Genomic DNA, 25,382 nt, shown 5'->3' on the forward strand with positions numbered 1-25,382 from the left:
TGGCACGCCGTACGTGACCTCGTCTCGTGGCGCGAGGCGACGAAGCCAGCGCGTCAGGCGCGAGAAGTGAGGCTAGGGGACGTATGACTGACTACAGGAGCGTGCCCGTAGTCACCTCCGGGCAGGACTACCGGGCTGCACCCACCCAGCCCGGCAGCAGGATGGCGCGCAGAGCGGCGGCCGCGGCGCCCCCGCCCCCGCCCGACGACCGGCCGCCGCGCGGTCACCGCGGCGGCGGTGGTGGCGGTGGCCAGAACAAGATGCGCATCCTGGCCTGGGTCAGCATCGGTGTCACCACGCTCATGGTGGCGGGCGCGCTGACCGGCTACACCGTCTACCGCGACGCCTTCGGCAACATCAAGAAGAAGAGCGTCAACAGCGACATCATCAACCCCCGACCCGTGGACACCGGCGCGCTCAACGTGCTGCTCGTCGGCTCCGACACCCGCGCGGGCAAGGGCAACGCGCAGTACGGCCAGAAGCTCGCCAGGGAAGCCGACGCGGGCGGCAAGCGCACCGACACGATCATCCTCATGCACATCTCGCCCAACCGGGACAAGGCGCGGCTGATCAGCTTCCCGCGTGACTCGATGGTGCAGATCCCCAGGTGCAAGAACGAGACCACCAAGCAGGAGATGCCACCGCGCCGGGACATGATCAACTCGGCGTACAGCTCCGGCGGCATCGCCTGCACGATCTCCACGATCGAGACCCTCACCGGCATCCGCGTCAACCACTTCGCCGAGGTCGACTTCAGCGGCTTCAAGAACATCGTGGACGCGCTCGGCGGCATCGAGATCTGTCTGAAGTCCGGCGTCAACGACAAGGCGTCCAAGCTGGTCCTGCCGCCCGGCAAGAGCCTGCTCAACGGCGAGAAGGCCCTGGGGTACGTGCGCCTGCGCCACTACGGCGACGGCAGTGACATCCAGCGCATCAAGCGGCAGCAGATCTTCCTGAGCAAGGTCGTCGCCAAGGCCACCAGCAGCGAGCTGCTCACCGACGTCGGCAAGCTCAGGGACTTCATCGCGGCCGCGGCCGGGTCGGTCACCATGGACCCCGAGCTGGCCAACGACACCGAGCAGCTCATCGACATCGCGTTGAGCGCCAAGCAGCTGACTGCCGGAGGCGTCAAGTTCACGACGATCCCGTGGGGGCCCGACCCCGAGAACGAGAACCGCGTGGTCTGGAAGCAGCCCGACGCCAACGAGCTGTTCACCTCGATCAAGACCGACACCGAGGTCGCCACGCCGTCGCCGTCCGCGAGCACCGGCACGAGCACCGGCACCAAGCCCAAGGTCACGCTCAAGCCCGAGCAGGTGAAGGTCCAGGTGCTCAACGGCACCAAGACCGTGGGCAAGGCCCGCGAGGTCGCCGACCAGCTCGCCAAGGAGGGCTTCAACGTCGTCGGCCTGGGCAACTACGAGGCCGCCGACGGCAAGAGCCTGCCGAAGACCGAGGTCCACTACGCCAAGGCCGTCGAGTCGGCGCCCGACCACGCCGGCACGCTGGCCGGGGCCGTCGTGCCCAAGCCCGCCCCGGCCGAGGGCAAGGTCGCGGTCACCAACCCGGCGACGTACACGTCGGCGACGCCCCCCACGAGCACCCCGCCGAAGGGCACGCCGGTGATCCAGCTGGTGGTGGGCGAGGACTTCGACTCGGTCAAGGTGACGAAGCTGCCCGACAGCGTCAACAACAGCACGATCACCGCTTCCGAGCAGAAGAACGCCTGCACCTGACGACGCTCCAAGTTCCCTGTGGAATCGGGCATTCTCGCCTCGCTCGAAGGACAGGAGGCGCGTGAGCGGGATAGTCTGTTGCGGGTCGGCGACGCAGCGCGACCCGGAGCCGAGAGGCCATCCGTTGGTCGTGCTGTCGTCGTGTTCCCCGGCCCCGAGCGAAGCTGAGCGACTCCCCTGTGTCTGACACCAGATTCTCCCCACCGGTCACGACTCCTCGGAGCTCCGAGGAGGAGACCGGCGGCCCCGCCCAGACGGGAGCCCGCTGGCCGCTGCCGGAGGAGGCGTTCTGGAGCGAGGAGGCCGATCCGCACTGGATGGCGCCGGGAGAGCTGACCCAGCCGCAGCCCGCCGTGAAGGACGGCGAGCCCCCGGCCGAGCCGAGCAAGCCCGCCAAGCCGGCCAAACCGGACGAGGACGCGCCGGCCGCCGCCCAGCCCTCGCAACCGCAGCCGCAACCGAAGGCGGTGGAGGAGCGGAAGCCCCGGAAACGGGCGAAGGCCACGGCGGACGGCACGGCCCAGCAGAAGCCGGAGCCGAAGCAGGAGCCCCAGCCGCCCAAGCGCAAGCGTGACCCGTATCTCGACAACGTCAAGTTCGTGCTGATCGCGCTGGTGGTCGTCGGCCACTCGCTGGTGCCGACGCTGTCCGCCGACTCCTCCAGGGCCCTGTACATCTTCATCTACACGTTCCACATGCCGCTGTTCGTGCTGATCAGTGGCTATTTGTCCAGAAATTTCTGGAACTCGAACGCCAAGACCAACAAACTGGTCGACACGTTCCTGGTCCCGTACGTGATCGTCGAGGTCGGCTACGCCCTGCTCCGCGTCTCGGTGGGCCAGAAGTGGAGCCTGACGATCATCGACCCGGCGTGGCTCAACTGGTACCTGCTGGCGCTGCTGTTCTGGCGGCTGTCCACGCCGGTGTGGAAGCGGATGAAGTACCCCGTTCCCGTGGCCGTCGCCGTCTACCTGCTCTCCGGGTTCTCGCAGATCGAGGGCGACTTCAGCATGGACCGCTTCTTCGGTCTCATGCCGTTCTTCGTGATCGGCCTGGTGATGCAGCCCGAGCACTTCGAGATGCTCAACCGGCGGTGGATCAAGATCCTGTCGGCGCTCACGGTCCTCGGCGCGGCGGCGGTCGCGATCTACGTCGCGCCGAAGGCGCCGCTCGACCCGTTCTACTTCAAGGCCAGCTTCCAGGACCTCGACCTGTCGTGGTACATGGGCCTCGCCCTGCGGGCCGGGCTGCTGGTGTGCGCGCTGGCCATGTGCTTCGCCGTCCTGGCGCTGGTGCCCCGGGGCGAGACGTGGTTCTCCGACCTCGGCACCCGCACGCTCTACTGCTACCTGCTCCACGGCATCCCCGTCCTGGTCGCCAAGGAGATGGGCTGGCTGGAGTTCCCGTGGCTGTTCGGGCCGCTCGGCGTGCTCGCGATCGCCTCCAGCGCCTTCGCGCTGGCCATCGTGCTGTGCCTGCCGGAGACCCGCACGGTTTTCAAGTGGGTCCTCGAACCTCGCCTGACCTGGCTCTATCGCCGCCCCTCACGAAGTTAAGCGACCGTTCTACCCACATTTACGCCTTTGACCTGGTAAGCGCGGAGCATCGACACATGCGCGCATGTGTCGCCACGACCGTCCATCATCCCGAGGACGCCCGGATCATGCACCGGCAGATCAGGGCGCTGCTCGACGCGGGCCACGAGGTCACGTACGTCGCGCCGTTCACGTACTTCAACGTGACCCCCGCCATGGGGATCACCGCGATCGACGTGGCGCGGCACGCGACGTTCGGCAGGGCGCGCGCGGCGCTGAGACGCGGCGTGAGGGACGCGGACCTGTTGATCGTGCACGAGCACCGGCTGCTGCGCGCGCTTCCCTACAGGCGTCCTCCGGTCGTCTGGGACCTACGCGAAGAGGTCTCCCCCAGGCGGCTCGCCCGCGCGGGGAGACGCCACCGCGTGATCTCGCCCGCGGTGGTTCCCGAGGCGACCCTGGTGTCGCCCAGCCCGCCTCCTCCCGGCGACACCAGGGTCGTCCACATCGGCCGCCTCTCGGCCGAGCGCGGCGTGTCGGAGCTGATCGGGCTGGCCGAGCGGCTGGTCCCGCACGGCGTCCGGCTCGACCTCATCGGCGCGGCGGCCCGGGACGTGCGCCCGCTGCTGCGTGACGCGCAGCGGGTCGGGCTGCTCGACTGGTTCGGGTACGTGCCCAACCGGCACGCGCTGCGCATGGCCGAGGGCGCTCTGGCCGGTCTCTCGCTGGCCGACGACACGGTGCGGACGGCGCCGACGAAGATCATGGACTACATGGGGCGCGGGCTGCCCGTCATCACGACGCCCCAGGGCTCCGCGCTGGTCGAGCGGACCGGGTGCGGGCTCGTGGTCCCGCTGGACGTGGACGCCGTGCTGAACGCCGTGCTGGACCTGAAGGAGGACCCGGCGCGGCGGGTCCGGCTGGGCGCCCTGGGGCACGCGGAGGCGCGCCTGCACCACCACTGGCCGGACCACGCGGCGGCCTTCGTCAACCGCGCCGAGTCCTGGGCCGGCCTCCCCACCCACGCCCTCGCCGTCTAGCCCCCGGCGGCGGCGCGCCGGACGGGGGCGAACGGGAGGCGGTGGGCGCGGCACGACAGAAGGACATCCGGGGCGGGAATGGCGGCACGACCGAGGGGTTGATGTACTGGAGCCATGGCATCGCATCTGATCCAGGGCCGAACGGTGGCCATGCCGGTGCGGGTGCGGGACGCGGCGGTGTGCAGCGCCTTCTACGCGGTGCGCGCCGACGCCGCCAGGGCGGTGATCGCGTACTCCGGACTCGACGTGGCCGAAATCCTGCCGGGCAAGGCCGTCTGCATGCTGCTGTTCGTGGACTACCGCGACGGCGACCTCGATCCCTACCACGAGTTCGGCATGGCGTTCCTGGTGCGTCCCCCGGGCGTGTCCGGGTCCGGGGGGCTGTGGGACCTGCGCCAGACCGGGGTGTTCGTGCACTGGCTGCCGGTGGACCAGCCGTTCACGCTGGAGGCCGGGCGGACGCTGTGGGGGTTCCCGAAGGAGCTGGCGGACATCGAGCTGCGGCTCGGCACGCCGTACAAACGGTGCGTCCTGCGCAAGGACGGCAGGCTCGTGCTGGACATCCTGATCAGGCCGGGGGCGCCCGCGCCGGGCGCGACGGCGATGGCGCCGCTCGACGCCTACACGCACCGGGACGGGATCACGCGGCGCGTGCCGTGGTCCGTACACGCCCGCGGTGCCCGGATCCGCCCCGGCGGCGCGCTGATCCGCCTGGGCAACCATCCCATCGCCAAGGAGCTGAGCGAGCTGGGGCTGCCCAAGCGGGCGATGTTCACCAGCACGATCTCGCGGGCCGCGATGTCCTTCGGCGAGGCCGTCGAGGTCTGAGCGGCCGCGCGGGTCAGACGATCGGCGGGCGGCCCAGCTTGACCATGCGCCACGCCGTTCGCCAGGCCATGGGCCGCCGCTCCCCCGCCGGGGTGCGCAGCCCCTCGAAGAACCCGCTGAACCACGCCTTGAGCGCCGGCCCGGCACTGCGTTCGCGCACGAGCGTGAGCACGACCCAGTTGGTGAGGTAGAGGAACGCCAGCGGCCACGGCAGGTTGCGCCGCGCCAGCCAGACCCGGTTGCGCGCGTTGAGCCGGTAGAACTGCGTGTGCCGCGTCGGCGGGACCTGCGGGTGGTACATCACCGTCTCGGCGTCGTACTCGATCCGGTAGCCCTCGCCCAGGAGCCGCCAGGCCAGGTCGGTCTCCTCATGGGCGTAGAAGAACCGCTCGGGCAGCCCGCCCACCTGGAGGAAGGCCGAGCGCCTGATGGCCGAGGCGCCGCCGAGGAACGTCGTGACGGGCGAGGAGCGCTGCGGGTCGCCGGCGCGCAGCCGGGGCACGTGGCGCCGCTGGCCGATGCCGCCGTCGGGGTCCATCACGCGGAAGGAGATCACCGCGAGGTCCGGCTCGGTGGCGAACCGGTCGCGTACGTGCGCGACGACCTTCTGGTTGGCATACCAGCCGTCGTCGTCGAGGAACAGCACGACATCTCCCGAGCACTCCTCCACGCCGCGGTTACGGCCTGCGGGAATGCCGGTGTTCTGGTCGAGCCGGATCGCTTTCACGACCGCGGCCGACCCTTCGGGTGGCGTCGCCGACAATTCGGGCACGTCTGCGCCGTTGCCGACGATCACCACCTCGACGTCGCCGTCGACCTGGTTGAGCGCGGACTCGACCGCCCGGTTCAGCTCCGCGACCCGGTTTCCCATGGTGAGGATGACGCACGAGATCTTCAACGAATCACTGTCCTGACGCGTTGAGAACACGGGCGGAGCATTCTTTCATGATCACCGAGTCTGCTGGTCTGCATGTTTTGGAAAGGCTGGGGCTAAGCGTATCGGAACCGAGGATGAACCCCCACCGAACGGCGGACGTCCGATCAATACGACGGACGGGGAGCTCCTCTGGTTCCGACATCAGATCACGCCAGTCTCTTCGAGGCGATGATGCTTACCAAATGCAGGACAACCTGTAGGCATGCCGCTACGGAACAGGCCACGATCAGGATCCGCGAGGCCGTCAGGTCACCGAGGAGCAGATCGACGACGGCGGCCGCCAGCGCGAGCAGCGACAGCTCGATCGGCTGCACGATCCGGTGGAACTTCGTCGCCGAGAGCACCCGCCGGCCCAGGCCCAGCAGCCCGGAGCGGAACTGCACCGCGGCCGCCTCCGTCGCCGACGCCAGGCCGCCCTTGGCCCGCGCCACCTCCACCAGGTCCGTCTCGGCCTTGATGAGGATCGCGCCGAGCGCGGCGGCGAAGCCCAGCACGGTGTACCAGTCGGGCAGCACGGCCGACGCCCGCCAGCCCAGCCCGGCCAGCACCGCGGCCTCGCAGAAGTAGGCCCCGACCCGGTCGAGGTAGACCCCGACCGGCGAGGTCTTGCCCGTCCAGCGGGCCAGCTCGCCGTCGGAGCAGTCGAGCAGCAGGTAGACCTGCACCAGCAGGGCGGCGGCCACGGCCGCCCACAGGCCCGGCAGGGCGAGCACGACCCCCGCCAGGACCCCGGCCACGGTCATCACCCAGGTCAGCTGGTTGGGCGTGACGGACGTCTTGGCGAACAGCCACGTGACGTAGATGGACAACTGGCGCATGTAGAGCACGCCGGCCCAGTGTTCGCCGTTCCTGCGCTCGAGGTGACCGGCGGGCTGGGCGACCCGCCGTATCTCAGCTACCGAAGGCCCGGACATAGTCCCCCACCCGATCGTGGATCTCGGAGTCCTGCATGCGCAGGTGCTCCAGGATCGTGTAGCGGCCGGGACGGGTGGCCGGTGCCAGCGCGACGGCCTCGGCGAACTGCTGGCCGCTCAGCCCGATGTCGGCGGGCACGACGGGCAGCTTGTGCCGGCGCAGGCAGTCGACGACCTGCGCGACCCGGGCCTCGTCCTCCCTCAGGAAGAAGCAGAAGGCGGCACCGATCCCGGCGAGCTCGCCGTGGTTGGAGGTGCCGGGGAAGAGCTGATCCACAGCATGAAGGATCTCATGATCCCCGCCGCTCGCGGGCCGGGAGGACCCAGCGATCACCATGGACATGCCGGACAGGATGAGGGACTCGGCCAGCACGGTCAGGAACGCGTCGGACTCGATGGAGTCGGCGCGGCCGATGAGCGCCTCGGCGGCGGTGCGGGCCATCGAGCAGGCCAGCCCGTCGATGGGCTCGCCGCGCTCGACGTTGCCGAGCTGCCAGTCCTCGATGGCCGACAGGTTGCTCACCACGTCGCCCACACCCGCCCTGACCAGCGACTCCGGCGCGTTGTGCACGAAGTCGAGGTCGACCAGGATGGCCAGCGGCATCGGCACCCCGAACGTGCCCTTGCCCCCCTCGTAGACCAGGGAGGCCGTGGGCGAGCAGATGCCGTCGTGGGAGAGGTTGGTGGCCACCGCGACCATCGGGATGCCGGCGAGCGAGGCGGCGTACTTGGTGGCGTCGATCGTCTTGCCGCCGCCGACGCCCACCACCACCTCGTAGGCACCCTTGCGCAGGTCGGCGCCGAGGGAGACGGCCGCGTCGACCGAGCCGTCGGCGACCCTGAACACCTCGGCCTCGTCGAGCTGGGGGGTGATCAAGCTCTCGATGTGGTCGCCCTGCCCCCGGCCGACGGCCACCGCGACCCTGCCGGAGGTGGCCACGCGGCTGTCGGCCAGCAGGGCGCCGAGCTCCGCCACCGCGCCCCGCCTGACCTGCATGGTCAGCGGCGCCGGCAGCATCCTCGCAAGAAGCGGCATGCGCGCCCCCTCAGTAGCGGACGGCTATGGTACGAGCCTTCGCCAGGTCGTCGTGGTTGTCCACCTCGACCCAGTCGACCTCGCCGATGGGCGCGGCGTGGATGACCTCGCCGCGCTCGACCATCTCCTGGTAGCCGTCCTCGTAGTAGAGCTGGGGGTCGCGCTCGAAGGTCGTCTTGAGCGCGTCGGCCAGCAGGTCGGCCGCGCCGGGCCGGATGAGGGTGGCGCCGATGTACTCGCCGTACGCCTCGGCCGGGTCCATCAGCTTGGTGATGCGCCGCAGCGAGCCCTCCGGCGAGAGCGTGACCTTCATCTCCTCGTCGGCGAGCTTCTTGACGTCGTCGACGGCCAGCAGGATGTCGCTCGTCTCAGGAGCGGCCAGCAGCGTCTTCTCGACCGAGACCGGGTGCACGGTGTCGCCGTTGACCAGCAGCACGCCCTGGGAGAAGTAGTCGCGGGCGCACCAGAGGGAGTAGGCGTTGTTCCACTCCTCGGCCTTGTCGTTGTGGACGAGGGTCAGCTTGACGCCGTGCCGCTGCTCCAGGGCCTCCTTGCGGTCGTGGACGGCCTGCGCCGCGTAGCCGACGACGACCACGACCTCCCGCAGGTCCACCTCGGCGAGGTTGCGCAGCGAGATGTCCATGATCGTGGTTTCGCCGTCGACCGGCACGAGCGCCTTCGGCAGCGTGTCGGTGTACGGCCGCAGACGTCGTCCGGCTCCAGCGGCCAGAACCATTCCCAGCAACGTGCACTCCTCAGTCGAGCATGTCTTCGTGAGCCCAAAGAGTATTCGTCTTTGGGCCCTGCGCGGGTAATCCGGCGTTAGTCTTGCGTTCCCATATCGGCTGCTTCCACCCCGGAGCGGGGCGCGGCGAGCCAGCACGTGAGACTCTCCCACCCGAAGAACGCCCACAGGTAGAGCGCGAGCAGCAGATAGCCGCCGGTCAGCCAGCCCGTGAGGGCGACCAGCGAGACCACCATCATCCGGCCGTCCCAGCCGAGCCCGAACGTGGACAGCCACGCCGGCGCGTAAACGCGCTGCCGCAGCCGGTAAACAAGATCATAGTGGTGGAACGCCAGCGCGCCGAGCAGCAGGAAGATCAGCACCGGGTGCACCTGGTGCGCGAACCCGCACGCCGCGACGAAGCTGTACTCGATGAGCCGCAGGATCGGCGGGACGAGCCAGTCGAACCTGCCGTCGTGCGCGTGCGTGCTGCCCGGCCCGGCCAGCAGCAGCGTCACGGCAGGCGCGAACACCGCGAGCCCGTCCGTCCCCGCCACGCCGAGCACCAGCAGCACGCCCGTGACGAACGTGCCCGCGATCACCGGCGGCAGGGGCGGGAGCTGCCCCGCCACGAGCAGGCCCATCGCGCGCGAGAGCGGGCCGTCGTCGCGGTAGGCCACGACCGTGCTGCTGGGAACGGGAGTCATGTGTACCGAAATCACCGTGCCGACCTCGCGATCCGTCCGGCGAGCTGATAGAGGGCCGCCACGCCGCCCCAGCAGAGCAGGGACAGGAACGTCACCCTGGCGTTCCAGCCCGCGGCGGTGATGGCGATCAACGCGGTGCGCTCCCCGACGGGCAGCACGACGATCTTCTTGATCCAGCGGGCGATCACGTCGCGCTCCATGCGCTGGGCGAGCCCGAGCACGCCCCGGGGCCGGGTGCCGTCCGCCGACTCCAGGAGGGAGCGCGCGGGGCGCCCCCACTGCGCGCCGACGCGGGCGGCGTCGGTGAGCGCTCCCGCGTACGTCTGGTCGATGGCGTGCCGGACGACCTGGAGGACCATGGCGGCCACGGCGAGGTGCCAGACGTCGCCGGCGAAGCCCAGGGCCAGGCCGACGTAGACGGCGTACTCCTTCAGCCGGTCGGCCATGCCGTCGGCCCACGCCCCCAGCGGCGAGAACGTGCGCGTGTAGCGGGCCAGCTGCCCGTCGAGGCAGTCGAGCGCGAAGGACAGGGAGAACAGCAACGCCCCCGCCAGCCGCCCGCCCTGGGTGCCCGCCGAGAACCACACGGCCGCCAGCGCGGCCAGCCCGATCGAGACGCCGGTGACGGTGTTGGGGGCGAGCCCGAGCCGGACCGCCGGTTTGATCAGGTGGCGCGTCCAGGTGGAGACGAAGAAGGTGGCGAAGAAGCCGTCGCTCGCCTTGATGGACAGGTCGAGCCGGACCTTGGCCTCGTCCACCTCGGCCAGCCTGGTGACGGCGGTGTCGGCGGCGTGCCGGCCGGTCACCCGGTCGGCGTGCAGCGGCCCGATCCCGGCCGCCCGCACCGAGACCCCGGATCTGACCAAGCCGACCAGCAGCAGGTCGACGGCCTCGACGGGGGTGACCGGGCCCAGCTTGCCGGTGTCGGCCAGCTCCGCCAGCTCCTCCGCGATGTCCGCCAGCGCGCCCAGGTCGGCCTCGCCCGCCTTCAGCACGCCCCTGAAGGTGGCGTTGGCCTCGGGGACCACGTGGAACGAGCTGCCGGCGGCGACGATCTTGCCGCCTTCGACGCGTACGGGCGGCCGCATGGGCGCCGCGGCGGCGTCGTAGGAGACCAGGGCCCCGCTGCCGCGCGCGGGGTGGTCGAGCAGCAGCGCCAGCGCCTCGGTGTGGGCCACCAGGTCGGCGGGGAGCACGGCGACCGCGCCCGACGAGATCCGGGCGATCTTGGCGACGCCTCTGAGGTCGGCTCCGAGCCCGCCGCCCGGGCTCACCACCTGGATCTCGCGCACGGGCAGCGTGGCGAGCTGGTCGGTGACGCGGTCGAGCAGGGTGCCGTCGGAGCCGGAGAGTTTGCATGCCGGGGTCGTGGCGAGGAGAACGACCGAGGTGGTCGTGGTCTCGCGGGTCAATGAGTCGGGCAAAGCGCAGGTCTCCTCCCGATGGGGCGGGAGCCACTTGGCTTGGGGGTGCGTAGCCACAGCGTAGCGACAGGTCAAGGCGTAATCACGGAACCGGACCGTTACGCTGCCGATATGGATTCACGGTTGCGGTCGGTCGGGGTGCTGCTCGCGGGCGGCGTGGGGCAGCGGATCGGGATGAACACGCCCAAGCAGCTCATCGAGGTCGCCGGAAAGACGATCATCGAGCATTCGCTGGCGGTGTTCCAGAACGCGCCGGAGATCGACGAGATCGTGGTGCTGATGACGCCCGGTTACACCGACCAGGTCCGCGAGATCGTGGACAAGGGCGGCTACGACAAGGTCAGCAAGGTCGTGGAGGGCGGCGCGAGCCGCACCGAGAGCACGTGGCTGGCCCTGCGGGCGCTGGGCACCGAGGAGTGCGACGTGCTGCTGCACGACGCCGTACGCCCGCTCGTGGAGCCCCGCATCATCACCGAGTGCGTCAAGGCGCTGGAGACCCATTCGGCCGTCGACGTGGCGATCCCGAGCTCCGACACGGTCTTCGTGGCCGTGCCGGGCCCCGGCGGCGAGGTGATCGGCGAGGTGCTCGACAGGTCGGTGCTGCGGCGCAGCCAGACGCCGCAGTGCTTCCGGCTCTCGGTGATCCGCGAGGCGTACGAGCGGGCGCTGGCCGACCCCGGGTTCGCCGGCCGCCCGGCCACCGACGACTGCGGCGTGGTGCTGCGTTACCTGCCCGACGTGCCGATCCACCTCGTGCCGGGCAGCGAGCACAACATCAAGGTCACCCACCCCACCGACCTGCGGATCGCCGAGCTGCTCTTCCAGCTCGCCGCACCCCCGGCGATCTCCGACTTGCCCGGATAGGTCGCAGACGTTTGACCTGAGAGTTGTTACTGTGCGATCACATGAGGAGACTCATCGTGATCGCCGCCCTGCTCGGCTGCTACCCCGTGCTGCTGTGGTCGGCTCTCTGGCCCGCGCCGGCGGTGTTCGGGGCGGTCGCAGTGCTCTCCTACGCGGTGGAGTACGCGGCCTCACGCGCCGCCAGACCGCTGCCCGAGCTGCTCGGCAGGGTGCACCTCGGGGTCACGCTGCGCTTCGCCGCCAGGGAGACCATGGCGCTGCTGCTGGTGGCGCGGATGGCGGGGGTGGACTCGCCGTGGTTCGTGGCGCTGGCGTCGGGGATCTTCGCGATCCACGTGGTGCGGGCCGGGCACACGGCGCTGGCGCTGCGCCTCAAGGGGACGCTCAGCCGCATGCCGGTGACCACCCGCAACCTCGACGTCTCGGCGCTGCGCATCCCGAAGATGCCGCCCGTGTTCCTGCGTGACAGCCGCAGCATGCGCTTCCTCTACCTGGACGCGCTGCCGGTGGCCGGCGCGGCCGTCGGCGCCGTGCCCGCCGCGGCCGGCGCCGGTCTGGCGGTCCTGCTGGGCGTCGCCGGGGCGCTCGCGCTCATCCCGTACGTGCGCCGCGCCACGCCGCTCACCGACAAGGCCAGGGTGCTGGCGGTCGTGGGCGAGCAGGTGGAGAAGTACCGGCCCGAGGTCATCCTGTACTTCTCCGGCGCCACCGCGGCCGCCTACCAGGCCAGGATGTGGCTGCCCACGCTGGAGCGCATCGGCCGGCGCGCCATCGTCGTGCTGCGCGAGCGCGGCATGGCCAACCACCTCGACTCGACGACGCTGCCGATGTTGTGCATCCCGTCGTCGGCCGACCTGATGAGCTTCCGCGCCCTGTCCGGCGCCAAGCTCTGCCTGTACGTCTCCAACGTCGGCAGGAACGTCCACATGCTGCGCATCCCGACTCTGCGCAGCGCGTTCCTCAACCACGGCGACAGCGACAAGGAGGCGTCGTTCAACCCGTTCTCCCGGGTGTACGACGAGGTGTGGGTGGCCGGTCCGGCCGGCCGCGACCGCTACCGCCGGGCCAGGGTGGGCGTCAGGGACGAGAACATCCACGAGGTCGGCCGGCCGCAGCTCGAAGGCATCTCGACGGAGGGGCCGGGGCTGCCGTACCGCACCGTCCTGTACGCCCCCACCTGGGAGGGCTGGAACGACGACCTGTTCCACACGTCGCTGATCACCATGGGCCCGCGCATCGTGCGGGCGCTGCTCGACCACCGGCCGCGGTTGCGCGTGATCTACAAGCCGCACCCGCTGACCGGCCACCGCGACCGCGGCGCCACCCGCGCGCACCGGAAGATCGTGGCCATGATCGAGGCGGCCGAGCTGGCCAAGTCGAAGGCCCGGCACCCGTCGCGGGCGACCGGGGAGACGCCGCGGATCGAGCATCAGATCGTCATCGGCCCCGAGCCGCACCTCTACGAATGCTTCAACCAGTGCGACCTGCTGATCAGCGACATCTCCAGCGTCGTGGCCGACTTCCTGGCCGGCGAGAAGCCGTACGCGGTGACGAACGTCGCGGGCCTGCCCGAGCGCGCCTTCCACGAGCGCTATCCGAGCGCCGAGGCGGGCGTGCTGATCGGGCGTGACCTGGCCGGGCTCGCGGAGTTCCTCGACGGGGAGGACACGCTGGCCCGGGCCAGGATCAAGCTCAGGAGCCACTTGTTCGGGGCGGAGTATCCGGACGCGCTGACCCGCTTCGACGCCGCCGTCGAGCGGGTCTTCGCCGAGTCATGACCGGGGCGGCCTGGCCAGCTTCTTCGGGCTGGTGAGGAAGCCCCAGCCCCAGGAGCAGTGCATGGTGGCGTACACGATCGGCAGCCGCAGCAGCGCCGCCGCGGGCAGCCCGCCTCCTGTCAGCACGGAGCCCGCCGCGATGGCGACCGCGTAGCCGCCGGGGACGATGAGCGTCCACGGGAGGAACGGCGAGACGACCAGCCCCAGCACCATGGCCAGCACCGCGGCGGGCGGCGCCAGATAGCGCAGGTTGATCGTGCCCTCGTGGGTGCGCGCGACCACGCGCCGCCAGCGGCCGTAGTGGAAGTACTGCTTGCCCAGGGCCTTGACGTTGGGGCGGGGGCGGTAGGAGACCCGCATGCGCGGCTGGAACCAGACCAGGCCGCCGCTCTCGCGGATGCGGTGGTTCATCTCCCAGTCCTGCGCCCGCTGGAAGTGCTCGTCGTAGCCGCCCACCCGGTCGAGCGCCGAGCGGCGGAAGACGCCCAGGTAGACGGTGTCGGCGGGGCCCGCGGTGCCGCCCACGTGGAAGGCGGCGGCGCCCACGCCGATCTTGGAGGTCATGGCGCAGGCCACGGCCTGCTCGAACGGCGTGATGCCCTCGGCCGCCATGATGCCGCCCACGTTGTCGGCACCGGTCTCGGCGAGCGTCTCGACGGCTACGCGCAGGTAGTCGGGGGGCAGCATGGCGTGCCCGTCGACCCGGGCGATGATGCCGTTGCGCGAGGCGGCGATGGCGGCGTTGAGCGCGTTGGGGGTGCGGCCCGTCGGATTGGGCACGACCGTCACCCGCGGGTCGGCCGCCGCTATGGCGTCGGCGACCTCCTGGGTGCGGTCCTGGGACGGACCCACGGCGAGCACGACTTCGATCTCACCTGGGTAGCTCTGGGCGAGGACCTGGTCGACGGCCTCGCGAAGGTGCCGCTCCTCGTTGAGGACCGGCATGATGACGGAAATGGGGGGCCAGGCGCGCGTCTCCGCGGGGGCCTGCGGCGAGTCGGGGAACTGCTTCATGGCGGGGCTCACGCTACTGTACGAGCAGGGGAGGAGGGCAATCGAACGTCTGATCCTCCGGGTGACAAAAGGGGGACGGGATGCGCGACCCGGGCGAGGAGGACGGCGGTGTGCTCGTGGGCGGCGACGCCTACGGCGGCGTCAAGCTCACGCCGACGCGCCCCCGCAAGCCGCTCAGGAGCGCCAAGGCCCGCCGCCGCAACGTGTTCGTCGCCGGGTTCCTGTCCACCGGGGTTCTGGTCGCCACGGGCGTGGTGTGGGCGACCCCGCGCCAGATCGGCACCGTCGACGCCGGGGTGACCGCGCCCGCCGCCCGCGGCGCCGAGAACATCCTGCTGGTCGGCGTCGACAAGCGCGACGACCTCACCCGCCAGCAGCAGAACAGGCTCAAGCTGGGCCGCGAGGCCGGCCAGCGCACCGACACCATGATGGTCGTCCACCTGTCGGAGGACCACCGGCGGGTCACGGTGGTGAGCCTGCCGCGCGACACCTGGACGACGATCCCCGGCAAGGGCGAGCACAAGATCAATTCGGCGTACCAGTTCGGCGGGCCCAGGCTCACCAAGGAGGCCGTCGAGGCCGCCACCGGGCTGCAGATCAACCGCTACATCGAGGTGAACATCCTCGGCTTCATCGACGTCGTCGACTCCCTCGGCGGCGTCACCGTCTGCACGCCCGTGCCGATCAGCGACCCCAAGACCGGGCTCAACCTGCCCGCGGGCACCCACCAGCTCCAGGGCGTGCAGGCGCTCGGCTACGCCCGCACCCGCGCCACCGCGCGCTCCGACCTCGACCGCATCGACCGGCAGCAGCAGGTCATCTCGGCCCTGCTCAACCGGGCGCTCAGCGCCGACACGCTGGCCAACCCGGCCAAGCTGGCCTCGTTCGTCAACTCCACGCTGAGCACGGTCAAGGTCGATCCCGACGACGGGCTGCTCGGCCTGGCCACCCAGCTGCGGGACGTCTCGCTCGACGACGTGCGGTTCGCCGAGGTGCCCCTGTCCAACGTCAACTTCAAGGCCCCCACGGGCGAGTCGGCGGTCCTGTGGGACAAGCCGGCGGCCCGCGACATGTTCGCGCGGATCAACGCGGACCAGGACCTGACCAAGCCCGTCGCCTCCCCGTCGCCCACCCCTTCGGTGAAGCCGTCGGCGATCCCGCCCGGCAGCATCACCGTCAAGGTCAAGAACGGCACGCTCATCACGGGTCTCGGCGCCCGCACCAAGACGGGGCTGGCCGAGTACGGCTTCAAGGTCCCCGGCCAGCCCGGCAACACGACCAAGAAGGACTACAAGAAGACCGTGGTCCGCTACGCCGCGGGCCGCGAGGACGAGGCGAAGATCGTGGCCGCCGCCATCCCGGGGGCCGAGCTCGACAAGGCGGACGTCGAGGGCATCGAGGTGATCGTCGGCAGCGACCAGCCGAAGATCGCGAAGTCCAAGCCGACTTCCATGCCGTCGGCGAAACCCGGTGTTACTCCGACCACCAAAACGGCAATGCAGAATATATGTAAGAAACAGTAATAACGGTCGGCTGTTCGGCAGGTGAAGCCCTCATGGTGGTCAGGTCGTGGCGGGAGGACCCCTGTACGGTGCTGCACGTCGCAGGCGACCTCGACGTGGCAGGCGCGCCCCGGCTGCGGGCCGAGCTCGAACAGGCCATCGCCGCCGCCGACCCGCTCAACCTCGTCGTCGACCTGACCGAGGTCCCCTTCTGCGACTCGGTGGGCCTCGGCGTGCTGGTGGCCACCCTGAACCACGTCCGGCGCGTGAAAGGCCGCCTGATCCTGGTGCTCGCCCCCGGCATGATCCGCCACCTGCTGACGATCACCAACCTCGACCGGCACTTCGAGACGCGCGAATCCCTCGGCGAGGCGCGCTCGGCTTTCGGCAGCGCCGCCTGAACTGGAGGACATTGTGAGACTCGGAGTCATGTTCGACCGGGACCTTCCTCCCGAGCAGTTGATCCCGTTCGCCAGGGCGCTCGACGAGACGTCCGTGGACGACCTGTGGGTGGTGGAGGACCTGGGCTGGACCGGGGGCGTCTCGTCGGCCGCCACCGCGCTCGCCGTCACGTCCCGGCTGCGGGTCGGCATCGGCATCACGCCCGCTCCCCTGCGCAACCCGATGCTGCTGGCGATGGAGCTGGCCAACCTGGCCAGGGTGCACCCCGGACGGCTGGCCGCCGGCATCGGGCACGGCGTGGGCGACTGGATGCGCCAGGTGGGCGCCGCACCGCCGTCGCCGCTGGCGCTCCTGGAGGAGACGATCACGTCCGTACGCGCGCTGCTGCGCGGTGAGACGGTCACCCTGCACGGCAGGTCCGTCCAGCTGGACGGGGTGTCCCTCGTGCACCCGCCCGCCTCGCCCCCTCCCGTGCTGGCCGGGGTGAAGGGGCCGCGCTCGCTGGCCCTGTCGGGCCGGGTCTCGCAGGGGACGATCATCCCCGAGGGCGTCGGGCCCGAGCAGTTGGCCGGGATCCTCGACCAGATCGGCGGCTCCGCGGATCACGAGCTCGTGGTCTTCTCCTTCCTCAACACCGGCGGCGACGTCCCGGAGAGCGCCCGAGCCCTGGTGGCGGGGCAGGCCGGGTTCCTCGGGGTCGCGCCCGAGGAGGTGGCGATGGCGTCGGGGTCCCCCGAGGCCGCGGCCGCGCACGTCAAGGAGCTGTGGGCGGCCGGGGCCGGGACGGTGGCGGTGCGGCCGTTGGGCGCGGACCCGCTGCGGCAGGTCACGGCGCTGCTGTCGGCCCTCTGACGCTCGTTCTTCGGCCGAAAGGCCGATGGCGGGCCGCCCGGGTTCGGTCGGATGGTCGATGGCGGGCGGGGAGCGCTCGACCACCATGGCGGCATGAGCATCTCCATGAGGCAAGTCATGGTGGCGGGGGCGACGCTGGTGGCGGCGCTGGCGTTGACCGGGTGCAAGGTGGACCTGGACGCCGAGGAGGTCCGCACCGCGCAGTCGTTCCCGTTCACGGGCACCGCGCTGAAGATCAACACCTCGCTGGGCGGCGTGCGCGTCCTCCCGGGCACCGGCGGGCGCGTCGAGGTGGAGCGGTGGGTGCGCGGCAAGGCCGCCGACGACGGCAACGCCACCTGGTCCCTGCGGGACGGCACCCTGCGCCTGAGCGCGAACTGCAACATGGTCTTCGGCGACTGCGGCGCCCGCTACCACGTCAAGGTCCCGCCCGGCGTGCCGCTGTCGATCGAGGCCGACGACGGCGTCATCCTGAACGGCCTCGCCCAGGACGTGGACGTGGTCAGCCGGGACCGCATCCAGGTGTCGGGCGCCACCGGGAAGCTGCGGCTGCGGAGCGAGGGCCCGATCACGGGCGAGGGGCTGAAGTCGCCGAGCGTCCGGTGCCGGACGGCGGACGGCGCGATCGACGTGTCGTTCACCAGCCCGCCCACCGCCCTCGACCTGCGCTCCAGCGACGGCCGGGTGACCGCCACCGTGCCCAGGGCGGCGTACGCGATCACCGCCCGCAGCACGGACGGCACCGAACGCTCGGAGCTCAAGCACGACGCCAAGAGCCCCAACACCATCAAGGCCGTGAGCGGCTCCGGCGACGTCCGCATCCTCCGGGCCGGGTGACCCGGCGCCGGTCACTGCCAGATGGCGGCGTACAACCCGTTCTCGGCGTTCACCTGGACGGGGGCCAGCCCCTTGGTCCTGAGGTCGTCGAAGCGCTTCTGGAAGCTGGAGGAGGTCATGTCGATGTAGTGGGCCCAGGACTTGACGCCGTCCTTGCGCCACACCGCCGTGTACGTCCCGTCGGGCGCCACGGCCACCTTGACCGGCCGGAACCCCTGCTTCTTCTTGGCGTAGAACGCGGCCTCGTGCTGCCGCCTGGACTTCCCGTACGTGTAGTACCAGGCCCCGCCCGTGTTGGCCGTCCACACGCCCACGTACCGCAGGTCGTCCGGGGTGCCGTACACGTCGACCGAGGTCAGCGCGAGGCCCCGGGCGGTGGCCCGCTTGTTGGCGGCGCCGAACTGGGCGGGGGTGAGGTTCGACCTGGCGAAGAACCTCCCGCGCCGCCTCTCGAAGACGGCCGTGAACACCGGCGCGTCGCCGGGCCCGGTGGCGGAGACGGAGACCGGCTGCGCCCCCTCCTTCAGCCCCTGGTCGAACCGCTCCTGGTACTCCTCGGCGGACATGCCCTGCCAGATGCCCCAGTTGGCCGGCGACCCGCCCTTGACCCACACGGCCGCGTACCGCTCGCCGTCGGAGACGTTCACCGTGACCGGGTGGAAGCCCTGGTCCCTGAGCTGCTTGACCCGCGCCACGCTCTGCTCGGCGGTGAGGCCGTGGTAGGCGACCCAGGCCGGACGCGCCTGCGCGCCGGCCGCCGGCGCCACCACGGCCACCGGAGCCGTGATTCCGATCAGTAAGGCCGCGATCTTACTGGTGGTCCGCATGACCCTCCCATGCAGGATTCTTGCGTGTTTGTGGGATTCGGACCGACCATAACAGCCTTTACTGACCACCCGCTGGCGGCTCCGGTCAACCGACCTTCTCGAACGGGGTCGGCGTCCGGCCCGTCCAGCGGAAGAGCTGGGCGTGAGCGGTGTACTTGCTGACCCCGCCCTCCGTGACGGTCCCGGACTTGGACACGTAGTAGCGTCCCCCGCCCAGCGAGATCAGGCCGTACTCGCCGCCGAACTCCCAGCCCCGGACCCCGGAGGCCTCGTGCTGGAGGCCGCCCGGCGCCAGCGCTAGCAGCCGGCCCCGCTCGGCCTGCGGCTGCCCGACGACGTCGCCCTCCCTGGGCCGCTCGCGGCCGTCCACCATGAAGAAGGAGTAGTTGGGGAACTGCGGCTTCTTGCCCTTGTACACGGCCATCATCCAGTTGCCCGTGTAGTCGTCGTACTCGAGGTTCTGCACGCCGTACGTGGTGTTGCCGGTGTAGGCGAAGTACTTGCCGTCGACCCGCTCGGGGCCGCTCTTGTGCGGGTCGCTCTCGGTGAGCGGCTTCTCGTACCTCTTCCACCGCTCGATGTCGTACTGGAGGAGGACCTGGTGGTCGTTGTCGTTGCGGGTGGTGTTGGAGTAGATCCCGTACGCCACGGTCAGCAGCTGCTTGCCGTGCCTCTTGCCGAACTCGGGCCCGAAGGACACGCCGTCGATGCCGCTGCACCCGTACCGGTGATCGGCGGTGTTCCCCACGTTGCCGTCGAACTTGCCGTCGCCGTCCATGTCGGCGGTGTAGTCGGCGACGACCTCCTTGAGGTAGACGGTCTTGACGACGTCACTGGTCTGGGCGTCCATGCCCATGCTGGTGATGCGGTCGACGTCGAAGATCGCGATGTAGAACGACTCCTGCTCCTTGTACTCGAGGGAGCCGTACACCCGGCCGTCCTTGGCGTTGAAGTCCAGATCGCCGAGGTGCCCGGTGAAGCCCGTCACCGAGCCCACGGGGTTGCCCTTGAGGTCGGTCTTGACGAGGACGTTGGTGAAGGAGAAGTACATGTACCCCTTGCGCTCGTCCATGGCGATCCCCTGGACGTGCCCCTCGGTCCAGGCGCCGCCGTAGATCTCGTTCGGCAACTCCCGCGGGCGGTTGTCGGCGGCGGCGGGGGCGGCGAGCAGGCCGAGCGATGCGGTGGCGGCCACGGCGAGCGTCAGAGCTTTGCGCATGTTGCGGTACCCGTCTTCAGTTAAGGATCAGACCGAAACCTGACGGTATACCGGGCGAATGCCACTGTCTGACATATGACTGAACTAGCGGTGAAGTCACCTCAAACTACCCATTCAGCCCCCTAAGGGCGATACAACCGCTCCAGCCCCACCAGAGCCACCCGAGGATCCTCGCCCGCCGCCACGCTCAGCTCGTCGCTGAATCCCGATCCCCCGTAGCAGGTGAGCACGGTCTCGCGCGTGTCGTACCCTTTCTCCCCCAGCAACTCGCGCGCCCTCGCAAGTCGCTGGAGGTGGCGGCGGCTCATCACCTCGCCCCACTTGGCTTCACCGAGCGACAGGATCCGCCGCGGTTTCCCGGGCTCCTGCGCGGCCAGCGCCACCACGTCGACCTCGATCTGACCCCTGTTGGCCGGATCAGACACGACGCCCGCTCCGATCTCGGCCGGAAACTCGCCAAAAACGGACTCTCCCGCGTCCAGCGCGAAATCACGGCACAACGCCTCGAAGTGCGGCCCGACGACCTGGGCGAGAAACGTCTGCCTGACCGCCTGCCATACGGTCTCGGCCCGATGGATCTCCAGTTCCGACCAGCGGCGCCGCATGATCGCCTCATAGAAGGTGATCAACGGCTCCACGATGCGGTAGCGGGCGCGTCCCGAGCGGAACAGGTCCGGCTCCCGCCTGACCAGCGCACAGTTCTCCAGCACCGTGAGCGGATGTGTGATCTGATCTGACCTGCGCCCCACATAGTTGGCGATCCCACCGTTGGTGGAGTTCCCACCGGCGATCGCCGCCAGCACAGAGTGGTAGAGCGCCGGATCGCGGATATCCGACTCTTCCGCCAGCAGATACCGGGCCTCGCGAAAAAGCGGCATCTGCGGGCTGAGCACCGTACGGACGACCCAGGGGTCGAAGTCATCGAGGCTCTCCGGCACGTCGCCCTGCGTGAACTCGTAACGGTAGGCGGGTGTTCCGCCCACGATCGCGTGTACCAGCACGGCCAACCGGGAATCCCTGATCCCCCAGAACTCCGCCGCGTCCCGATATCGAAACGGATGAATCATGAGTTCCAGGCCGGCCCGCCCGCGCAGCGGTGCCTGCCCAGAAAGAAGCCCGCCCATCACGGACATGGCCGATCCGCAGAGAACCAGCCGCGCGGCGCTCTCCCGGCCGCTTCCGCCGGGACCGAGCTCGCGTTGAATGATGGACGGCAGCGCGGGCGAGACCCTGAACAGGAACGGAAACTCGTCGATGATCAGCGGCACGGGCCGATCGCGAAAAGCGCGAAACGTGTAGGGAACGGCGTCGTTCCAGTCCCGGAAAGGGATCTCCACGACCTGCCGGGTAAATCGCGTGAGAGCTTCGGTGAAGAGCCGCAACGATTCGGCCTCCGTCGCCTCGGTGGCAGCGAAATACATCCCGCCGGTCGCCTCGGCCAACGCCTGCAGGAGAAAGCTCTTTCCCTGCCGGCGCCGCCCACTGACCACACCGAGCGACGCACCGGGCATCGCGGCCATCGGGCGGCGCGGCCCCACAAACCCTGCCAGCCCTTGCCACTCCCGCACGCGATCAAAGACGTGTTCCGGCTTCCGGATCAAGGCCCCCTCCAACGGCACTACATACAGAAGTATACTTCCCAGAAATATACCTCTGCATTTGCGCCTCAAGGGGTCGACAGTTGCCCTGGGGTGTCGAGAGCGACCAGCTCGACCTCGAAGCCGTCCCCGTCCTCCAGGTAGGCGGCGTAGTGCTGCTCCCCGCCCGCGTAGGGGTGGCGATCGGGGAACATCAACGTCCAGCCGTTCGCGGGCGCCCGCTCGGCCAGCGCATCCACCTCGGCGCGGCTTCCCACGTGGAAGGCCAGATGGTTCAGCCCGGGGCGGCGGCGGTCATGCCGGTCCGCGCTGAGCGCGGGCGACTGCTCCAGCACCAGGTACGTGGCCCCCAGCCGCCAGCTGCGGCCGCGCTCCCAGTCCTGGTGGAGGGTGTAGCCGAGCGCCTCCAGCAGCCACCGCCAGCTCGCGACGGCCCGCGGCAGATCGGGCACCCAGATCTCGACGTGATGCAGCAGCCCGGTCGCAGGCTCTCCGCTCATCCCGTACCCCCCTTCGACCCGGCCCTCCGCCCGCGTCACCTCAAAGCTTGGAGATGAAGTACATGTTGCCGCCCGGCTGGAGGATCTCGGCCAGGACGGAGGCCTTGATGGTGTGCGTGCCGCCGGTCGGCTTCCACGGGTCGTACACGGTGATGCTGCCTGCCGTCCTGTCGTAACCGTAGGCGATGATCGCGTGGCCGACCTTGGTGCCCTTGATCTTGCCCTTGTTCCAGGGCAGCTGCTCCATCCACACCGCGAGCACCGGCGCCCGGTGCAGGTCCCCGATGTTCCCCGAGACCCGGTTCATGAGCACGAGCGCGTTGCCGTCCGCGTCGGTGGGGCTCGAGAACTTGTACCCGCGCGACTTGACGTAGGCGTTGACCACCGGCAGGGCGTTCGCCCCCTTGGTACCTGCGGCGGCCGTGGTCTTCATCTTCTTGGCGAGGGTCGACTGGCTGACCTTGACGCCGAAGGTCGACAGGCTCATCGACGACGAGGCGGGGACGCAGAAGTAGTTGGTCTCCTGCCGCTGGCCCTTGAGGCTGAGCTGGTATTTCAGGGGCGTGAAGAGGCCCTTGGGCGACGCGGTGGCGGTCGAGGTCGGGGCGGCGGAGGGGGACGGGGTGGGGGTCGGGGTGCTGGGGGACGCGTAGGCCGGCGAGGCGGCGGTGAAGGCCAGTACGCCCACGGTCACGGCTGCGGTGAGGGCGGCGCCGGTCCCCGCGCTGCGGTTCTTCACTTGATCACTCCACATGTACACACAGAGGGATGACAGTAGTCAGGGACCGTAGTTGATATGCCAATAGTGTGCAAATAGTGGCGCATGGTGACATAGGGATATAAGGGACGATGACGGTGCCCTAAGTGTCGGTCTCCCGGGGAAGCGTCTCCATGTCGGCGCCGCCGCCTGGCGACGGGGCGTTCCTGCGACGCAGATAGTGCAGGAAGTCGATCTCACTGCCGATGCCGAGCCGAGCACGGCTCTGCCGCAACACCTCCGACACCCGAGCCTTGCTCAGGCCGAGCCGGGCGGCTATCTCGTCCCGGCTCAAGCCGTTGGTCCGCAGGTCCAGCACCTCCCGCTCCAACGAGCTGAGCTCGGTCTCGGACAACAGGCGCAGGCCACCGAGCCGCTCGGCCTCCAGCGTGAGCCGCCGTACGAGTTCCTCACGCTGCCCGGGGCTCACAGTTTCCGCGGCGGCCTGCTCGGCGAGGCGCTCGACCTGCTGTTCCTGTTCGACGGTGAGGTCGGCCAGGTCGACCTGACCGCCGGGATAGCTGACGCTGCGCACGCGGTCGATGAGGCGCTCGAAGGCGTCCCTGTGGCGGCGCATGACCATGCGCACGCCCAGAACGATCGCCATCGGCCAGGCGATGGCGCCCACTAATTGCGCGACCGCCTCGATCAGCTTCGCCCACTCCTCCATTCGCCCATGATGTCGTGCGAGCGGCGGGCCAGGCCGTGCCTGGCGTGCCCGACGCCGCGAAGTGGCCGAATGCGGACACCGGTGATCGCCAACCCCGCGATGGCAGCGACCGTCCCATCGATGTCACGTTCCATCACGAGTCAAGTGGAGCCCGCAGTGCTCAAGCGTCTCCTCGCGGCGATCGGCGCCACCGCCGTGGTCCTGCCGTCGGCCACCGCGGCGGCGGACCCGCCGTGCGAGTTAGCCTGACAAGGTGAGCATTTCCGCTGGTAGCTACACATTCGGCCCCGATTCCGGCCGGATCCTCGTCCATACGACCCGTACCGGACTGGGCGCCAAGGCGGGCCATGATCTCACCATCGAGGTCACCCGCTGGCACGGCGACGCCACGATCGACACCGCCGCCCCGGCCGGCTCCTCGGTCACCGTCGAGGTCGACGCGGGGTCGCTCGAAGTCCGGACCGGGACCGGCGGCGTCAAGCCGCTCACGGGCTCCGACCGCGAGGAGATCGAGCGGATCATCCGGGGGAAGATCCTGCACACCGACCGCCACCCGACGATCACGTTCCGGTCGTCACGGGTCGACGGGACCGCTGAGTCGTTCCACATCGAGGGCGACCTCACCATCGCCGGGACCTCCCGGCTGGTGACGGTCCAGGGCCTGGTCGCCGATGACCGCGTACGGGGCTCGGCGGTCATCGTGCAGTCCCGATGGGGGATTCGGCCCTACTCGGCGTTGTTCGGCGCGCTCAAGCTGAGCGACGAGGTCGAGGTACGGCTCGACCTCGGCCTCGTGGCGAGGGGTTGAGCGCCGGCCGGGCTCATCTCCCGAGTTCGCGCTCCACGTCCGCCTGCACTCTTCCGGCCTCGCGTCGCAGGTCCCTCACCGCGACAGAGCCGATCATGGGATGCCCCGCACACCACTCGTCGTGCAGGCTGCGTCCACCGTCGCCGGTCGAGAAGTGATCCGAGGTGGTCCAGCTTGCGTTTCCCCCTGAGACCCCCAGGGCTCCTACTTGAGGAGTTGCCTGGCCATGACCATGCGCTGGATCTGGTTGGTGCCCTCGTAGATCTGGGTGATCTTGGCGTCGCGCATCATGCGCTCCACCGGGAAGTCCTTGGTGTAGCCGTAGCCGCCCAGCAACTGCACCGCGTCGGTGGTGATCTCCATGGCGGCGTCCGAGGCGGCGCACTTCGCCGCGCTGGACAGGAAGGTCAGGTCCTTCTGGGGCTCGCCGTTCATGGCGCGCTCCGACTTCGCGGCCGCGTGGTAGGTGAGCTGGCGGGCCGCCTCCAGTTTCATGGCCATGTCGGCGATCATGAACTGCAGGCCCTGGAAGTCGGCGATCGGGCGGCCGAACTGGCGGCGTTCCTTGACATAGCCGATGGCGTAGTCGAGGGCGCCCTGGGCGATGCCCAGAGCCTGGGCGGCGATGGTGACGCGGGTGTGGTCGAGGGTGGCCAGGGCGGTCTTGAAGCCGGTGCCCGGCGCGCCGACCATACGATCGGCCGGGACGCGGACGTCCTCCAAGATCACCTGGCGGGTGGGTGAGCCCTTGATGCCGAGCTTCTTCTCCTTCGGGCCGAGTCGGGTCGGGAGCAGGCGAGGTGAATGATGCTCGACGGTAGGGCCCAGGGCCTTTCTTCCGCCGGTTTCCCGGTCGGCTGTGCCACTCCTGGC

At 69.9% G+C, this 25,382-nt stretch carries 25 protein-coding genes; 11 read left to right on the forward strand and 14 right to left on the reverse strand.

The genetic code is table 11. The features are described from left to right. The first annotated feature begins 83 nt into the window (after positions 1-83). From ACIBQ1_RS53615 to ACIBQ1_RS53630, 4 genes are all read left to right on the forward strand, one after another. Complete coding sequence (locus tag ACIBQ1_RS53615; protein WP_397290327.1) at positions 84-1,736, forward strand: LCP family protein; 1,653 nt, start codon at positions 84-86, stop codon at positions 1,734-1,736. 179 nt (positions 1,737-1,915) lie between these two features. Next, a complete protein-coding gene (locus ACIBQ1_RS53620; RefSeq protein ID WP_397290329.1) occupies positions 1,916-3,292 on the forward strand; it encodes an acyltransferase family protein in 1,377 nt (458 codons plus the stop codon). Positions 3,293-3,348: 56 nt separating this feature from the next. Continuing rightward, complete coding sequence (locus ACIBQ1_RS53625; RefSeq protein ID WP_397290331.1) at positions 3,349-4,311, forward strand: glycosyltransferase; 963 nt, start codon at positions 3,349-3,351, stop codon at positions 4,309-4,311. A gap of 114 nt (positions 4,312-4,425) precedes the next feature. Beyond that, entirely contained in the window at positions 4,426-5,139 is a 714-nt protein-coding gene (locus ACIBQ1_RS53630; RefSeq protein ID WP_397290333.1) for an acetoacetate decarboxylase family protein, read from the forward strand. 13 nt (positions 5,140-5,152) lie between these two features. Here the strand turns inward: ACIBQ1_RS53630 and ACIBQ1_RS53635 are convergent, their stop codons facing one another. From ACIBQ1_RS53635 to ACIBQ1_RS53660, 6 genes are all read right to left on the reverse strand, one after another. Continuing rightward, positions 5,153-6,037: a glycosyltransferase family 2 protein gene (locus ACIBQ1_RS53635; RefSeq protein ID WP_397290334.1), complete on the reverse strand. Its 885-nt coding sequence runs from the start codon at positions 6,035-6,037 to the stop codon at positions 5,153-5,155. A gap of 185 nt (positions 6,038-6,222) precedes the next feature. Beyond that, positions 6,223-6,990 carry a CDP-alcohol phosphatidyltransferase family protein gene (locus ACIBQ1_RS53640; RefSeq protein WP_397290336.1) on the reverse strand — a complete coding sequence of 256 codons (768 nt, stop codon included), beginning with the start codon at positions 6,988-6,990 and terminating at the stop codon, positions 6,223-6,225. Next, positions 6,968-8,008 carry an iron-containing alcohol dehydrogenase family protein gene (locus ACIBQ1_RS53645; protein ID WP_397290374.1) on the reverse strand — a complete coding sequence of 347 codons (1,041 nt, stop codon included), beginning with the start codon at positions 8,006-8,008 and terminating at the stop codon, positions 6,968-6,970. The genes ACIBQ1_RS53640 and ACIBQ1_RS53645 overlap by 23 nt, the downstream gene beginning before the upstream one ends. A 28-nt stretch (positions 8,009-8,036) precedes the next feature. Continuing rightward, positions 8,037-8,771, reverse strand: a complete 735-nt coding sequence (locus tag ACIBQ1_RS53650) for a phosphocholine cytidylyltransferase family protein (RefSeq protein ID WP_355370903.1) — start codon at positions 8,769-8,771, stop codon at positions 8,037-8,039. Between the two features lie 77 nt (positions 8,772-8,848). Continuing rightward, positions 8,849-9,457 carry a DUF5941 domain-containing protein gene (locus ACIBQ1_RS53655; protein WP_397290338.1) on the reverse strand — a complete coding sequence of 203 codons (609 nt, stop codon included), beginning with the start codon at positions 9,455-9,457 and terminating at the stop codon, positions 8,849-8,851. Positions 9,458-9,468: 11 nt separating this feature from the next. Further along, on the reverse strand, positions 9,469-10,881 hold the full coding sequence (locus ACIBQ1_RS53660; RefSeq protein ID WP_397290340.1) for a CDP-alcohol phosphatidyltransferase family protein: 1,413 nt from the start codon (positions 10,879-10,881) through the stop codon (positions 9,469-9,471). A 111-nt stretch (positions 10,882-10,992) separates the two neighbouring features. Here ACIBQ1_RS53660 and ACIBQ1_RS53665 point away from each other — a divergent pair, with 111 nt between their 5' ends. Beyond that, positions 10,993-11,745 carry a 2-C-methyl-D-erythritol 4-phosphate cytidylyltransferase gene (locus tag ACIBQ1_RS53665; RefSeq protein WP_397290342.1) on the forward strand — a complete coding sequence of 251 codons (753 nt, stop codon included), beginning with the start codon at positions 10,993-10,995 and terminating at the stop codon, positions 11,743-11,745. Positions 11,746-11,786: 41 nt separating this feature from the next. Beyond that, positions 11,787-13,523 carry a CDP-glycerol glycerophosphotransferase family protein gene (locus ACIBQ1_RS53670; protein WP_397290344.1) on the forward strand — a complete coding sequence of 579 codons (1,737 nt, stop codon included), beginning with the start codon at positions 11,787-11,789 and terminating at the stop codon, positions 13,521-13,523. Here ACIBQ1_RS53670 and ACIBQ1_RS53675 read toward each other — a convergent pair. Continuing rightward, complete coding sequence (locus ACIBQ1_RS53675) at positions 13,518-14,537, reverse strand: glycosyltransferase family 2 protein (RefSeq protein WP_397290346.1); 1,020 nt, start codon at positions 14,535-14,537, stop codon at positions 13,518-13,520. The two genes, ACIBQ1_RS53670 and ACIBQ1_RS53675, sit on opposite strands and share 6 nt — an antisense overlap. An 80-nt stretch (positions 14,538-14,617) precedes the next feature. Between ACIBQ1_RS53675 and ACIBQ1_RS53680 the strand changes: the two genes are divergently transcribed. From ACIBQ1_RS53680 to ACIBQ1_RS53695, 4 genes are all read left to right on the forward strand, one after another. Further along, positions 14,618-16,060 (forward strand): LCP family protein, encoded by a 1,443-nt coding sequence (locus ACIBQ1_RS53680; RefSeq protein WP_397290348.1) that lies wholly within the window; start codon positions 14,618-14,620, stop codon positions 16,058-16,060. A gap of 32 nt (positions 16,061-16,092) precedes the next feature. Further along, the gene (locus tag ACIBQ1_RS53685; RefSeq protein ID WP_397290350.1) at positions 16,093-16,440 is read left to right on the forward strand and encodes an STAS domain-containing protein; all 348 of its coding nucleotides are present in this window, start codon (positions 16,093-16,095) and stop codon (positions 16,438-16,440) included. A gap of 13 nt (positions 16,441-16,453) precedes the next feature. After that, positions 16,454-17,293 carry an LLM class flavin-dependent oxidoreductase gene (locus tag ACIBQ1_RS53690; protein ID WP_397290352.1) on the forward strand — a complete coding sequence of 280 codons (840 nt, stop codon included), beginning with the start codon at positions 16,454-16,456 and terminating at the stop codon, positions 17,291-17,293. 93 nt (positions 17,294-17,386) lie between these two features. Then, entirely contained in the window at positions 17,387-18,130 is a 744-nt protein-coding gene (locus tag ACIBQ1_RS53695) for a hypothetical protein (RefSeq protein WP_397290354.1), read from the forward strand. Between the two features lie 11 nt (positions 18,131-18,141). Here the strand turns inward: ACIBQ1_RS53695 and ACIBQ1_RS53700 are convergent, their stop codons facing one another. The 6 genes from ACIBQ1_RS53700 to ACIBQ1_RS53725 all read right to left on the reverse strand — a co-directional run bounded on the left by ACIBQ1_RS53700 (position 18,142) and on the right by ACIBQ1_RS53725 (position 23,701). Further along, the gene (locus ACIBQ1_RS53700; RefSeq protein WP_397290356.1) at positions 18,142-18,957 is read right to left on the reverse strand and encodes a hypothetical protein; all 816 of its coding nucleotides are present in this window, start codon (positions 18,955-18,957) and stop codon (positions 18,142-18,144) included. 85 nt (positions 18,958-19,042) lie between these two features. Further along, the gene (locus ACIBQ1_RS53705) at positions 19,043-20,176 is read right to left on the reverse strand and encodes a hypothetical protein (protein ID WP_397290358.1); all 1,134 of its coding nucleotides are present in this window, start codon (positions 20,174-20,176) and stop codon (positions 19,043-19,045) included. A 122-nt stretch (positions 20,177-20,298) separates the two neighbouring features. Then, on the reverse strand, positions 20,299-21,777 hold the full coding sequence (locus ACIBQ1_RS53710) for an ATP-binding protein (protein ID WP_397290360.1): 1,479 nt from the start codon (positions 21,775-21,777) through the stop codon (positions 20,299-20,301). Positions 21,778-21,842: 65 nt separating this feature from the next. Continuing rightward, a complete protein-coding gene (locus ACIBQ1_RS53715) occupies positions 21,843-22,274 on the reverse strand; it encodes a VOC family protein (RefSeq protein WP_397290362.1) in 432 nt (143 codons plus the stop codon). Positions 22,275-22,314: 40 nt separating this feature from the next. Further along, entirely contained in the window at positions 22,315-23,013 is a 699-nt protein-coding gene (locus ACIBQ1_RS53720; protein WP_397290364.1) for a C39 family peptidase, read from the reverse strand. 121 nt (positions 23,014-23,134) lie between these two features. Then, complete coding sequence (locus tag ACIBQ1_RS53725) at positions 23,135-23,701, reverse strand: LuxR C-terminal-related transcriptional regulator (protein WP_397290366.1); 567 nt, start codon at positions 23,699-23,701, stop codon at positions 23,135-23,137. Between the two features lie 253 nt (positions 23,702-23,954). On the opposite strand from ACIBQ1_RS53725, the gene ACIBQ1_RS53730 reads away from it, so the two are divergent. Beyond that, on the forward strand, positions 23,955-24,509 hold the full coding sequence (locus ACIBQ1_RS53730; protein WP_397290368.1) for a YceI family protein: 555 nt from the start codon (positions 23,955-23,957) through the stop codon (positions 24,507-24,509). A gap of 204 nt (positions 24,510-24,713) precedes the next feature. Here ACIBQ1_RS53730 and ACIBQ1_RS53735 read toward each other — a convergent pair. Further along, positions 24,714-25,382: acyl-CoA dehydrogenase family protein (locus ACIBQ1_RS53735; protein ID WP_397290370.1), on the reverse strand; the 669-nt coding region annotated here is incomplete at its 5' end.

Source organism: Nonomuraea sp. NPDC050153 (assembly GCF_044460125.1).
Taxonomy (GTDB): Bacteria; Actinomycetota; Actinomycetes; order Streptosporangiales; family Streptosporangiaceae; genus Nonomuraea.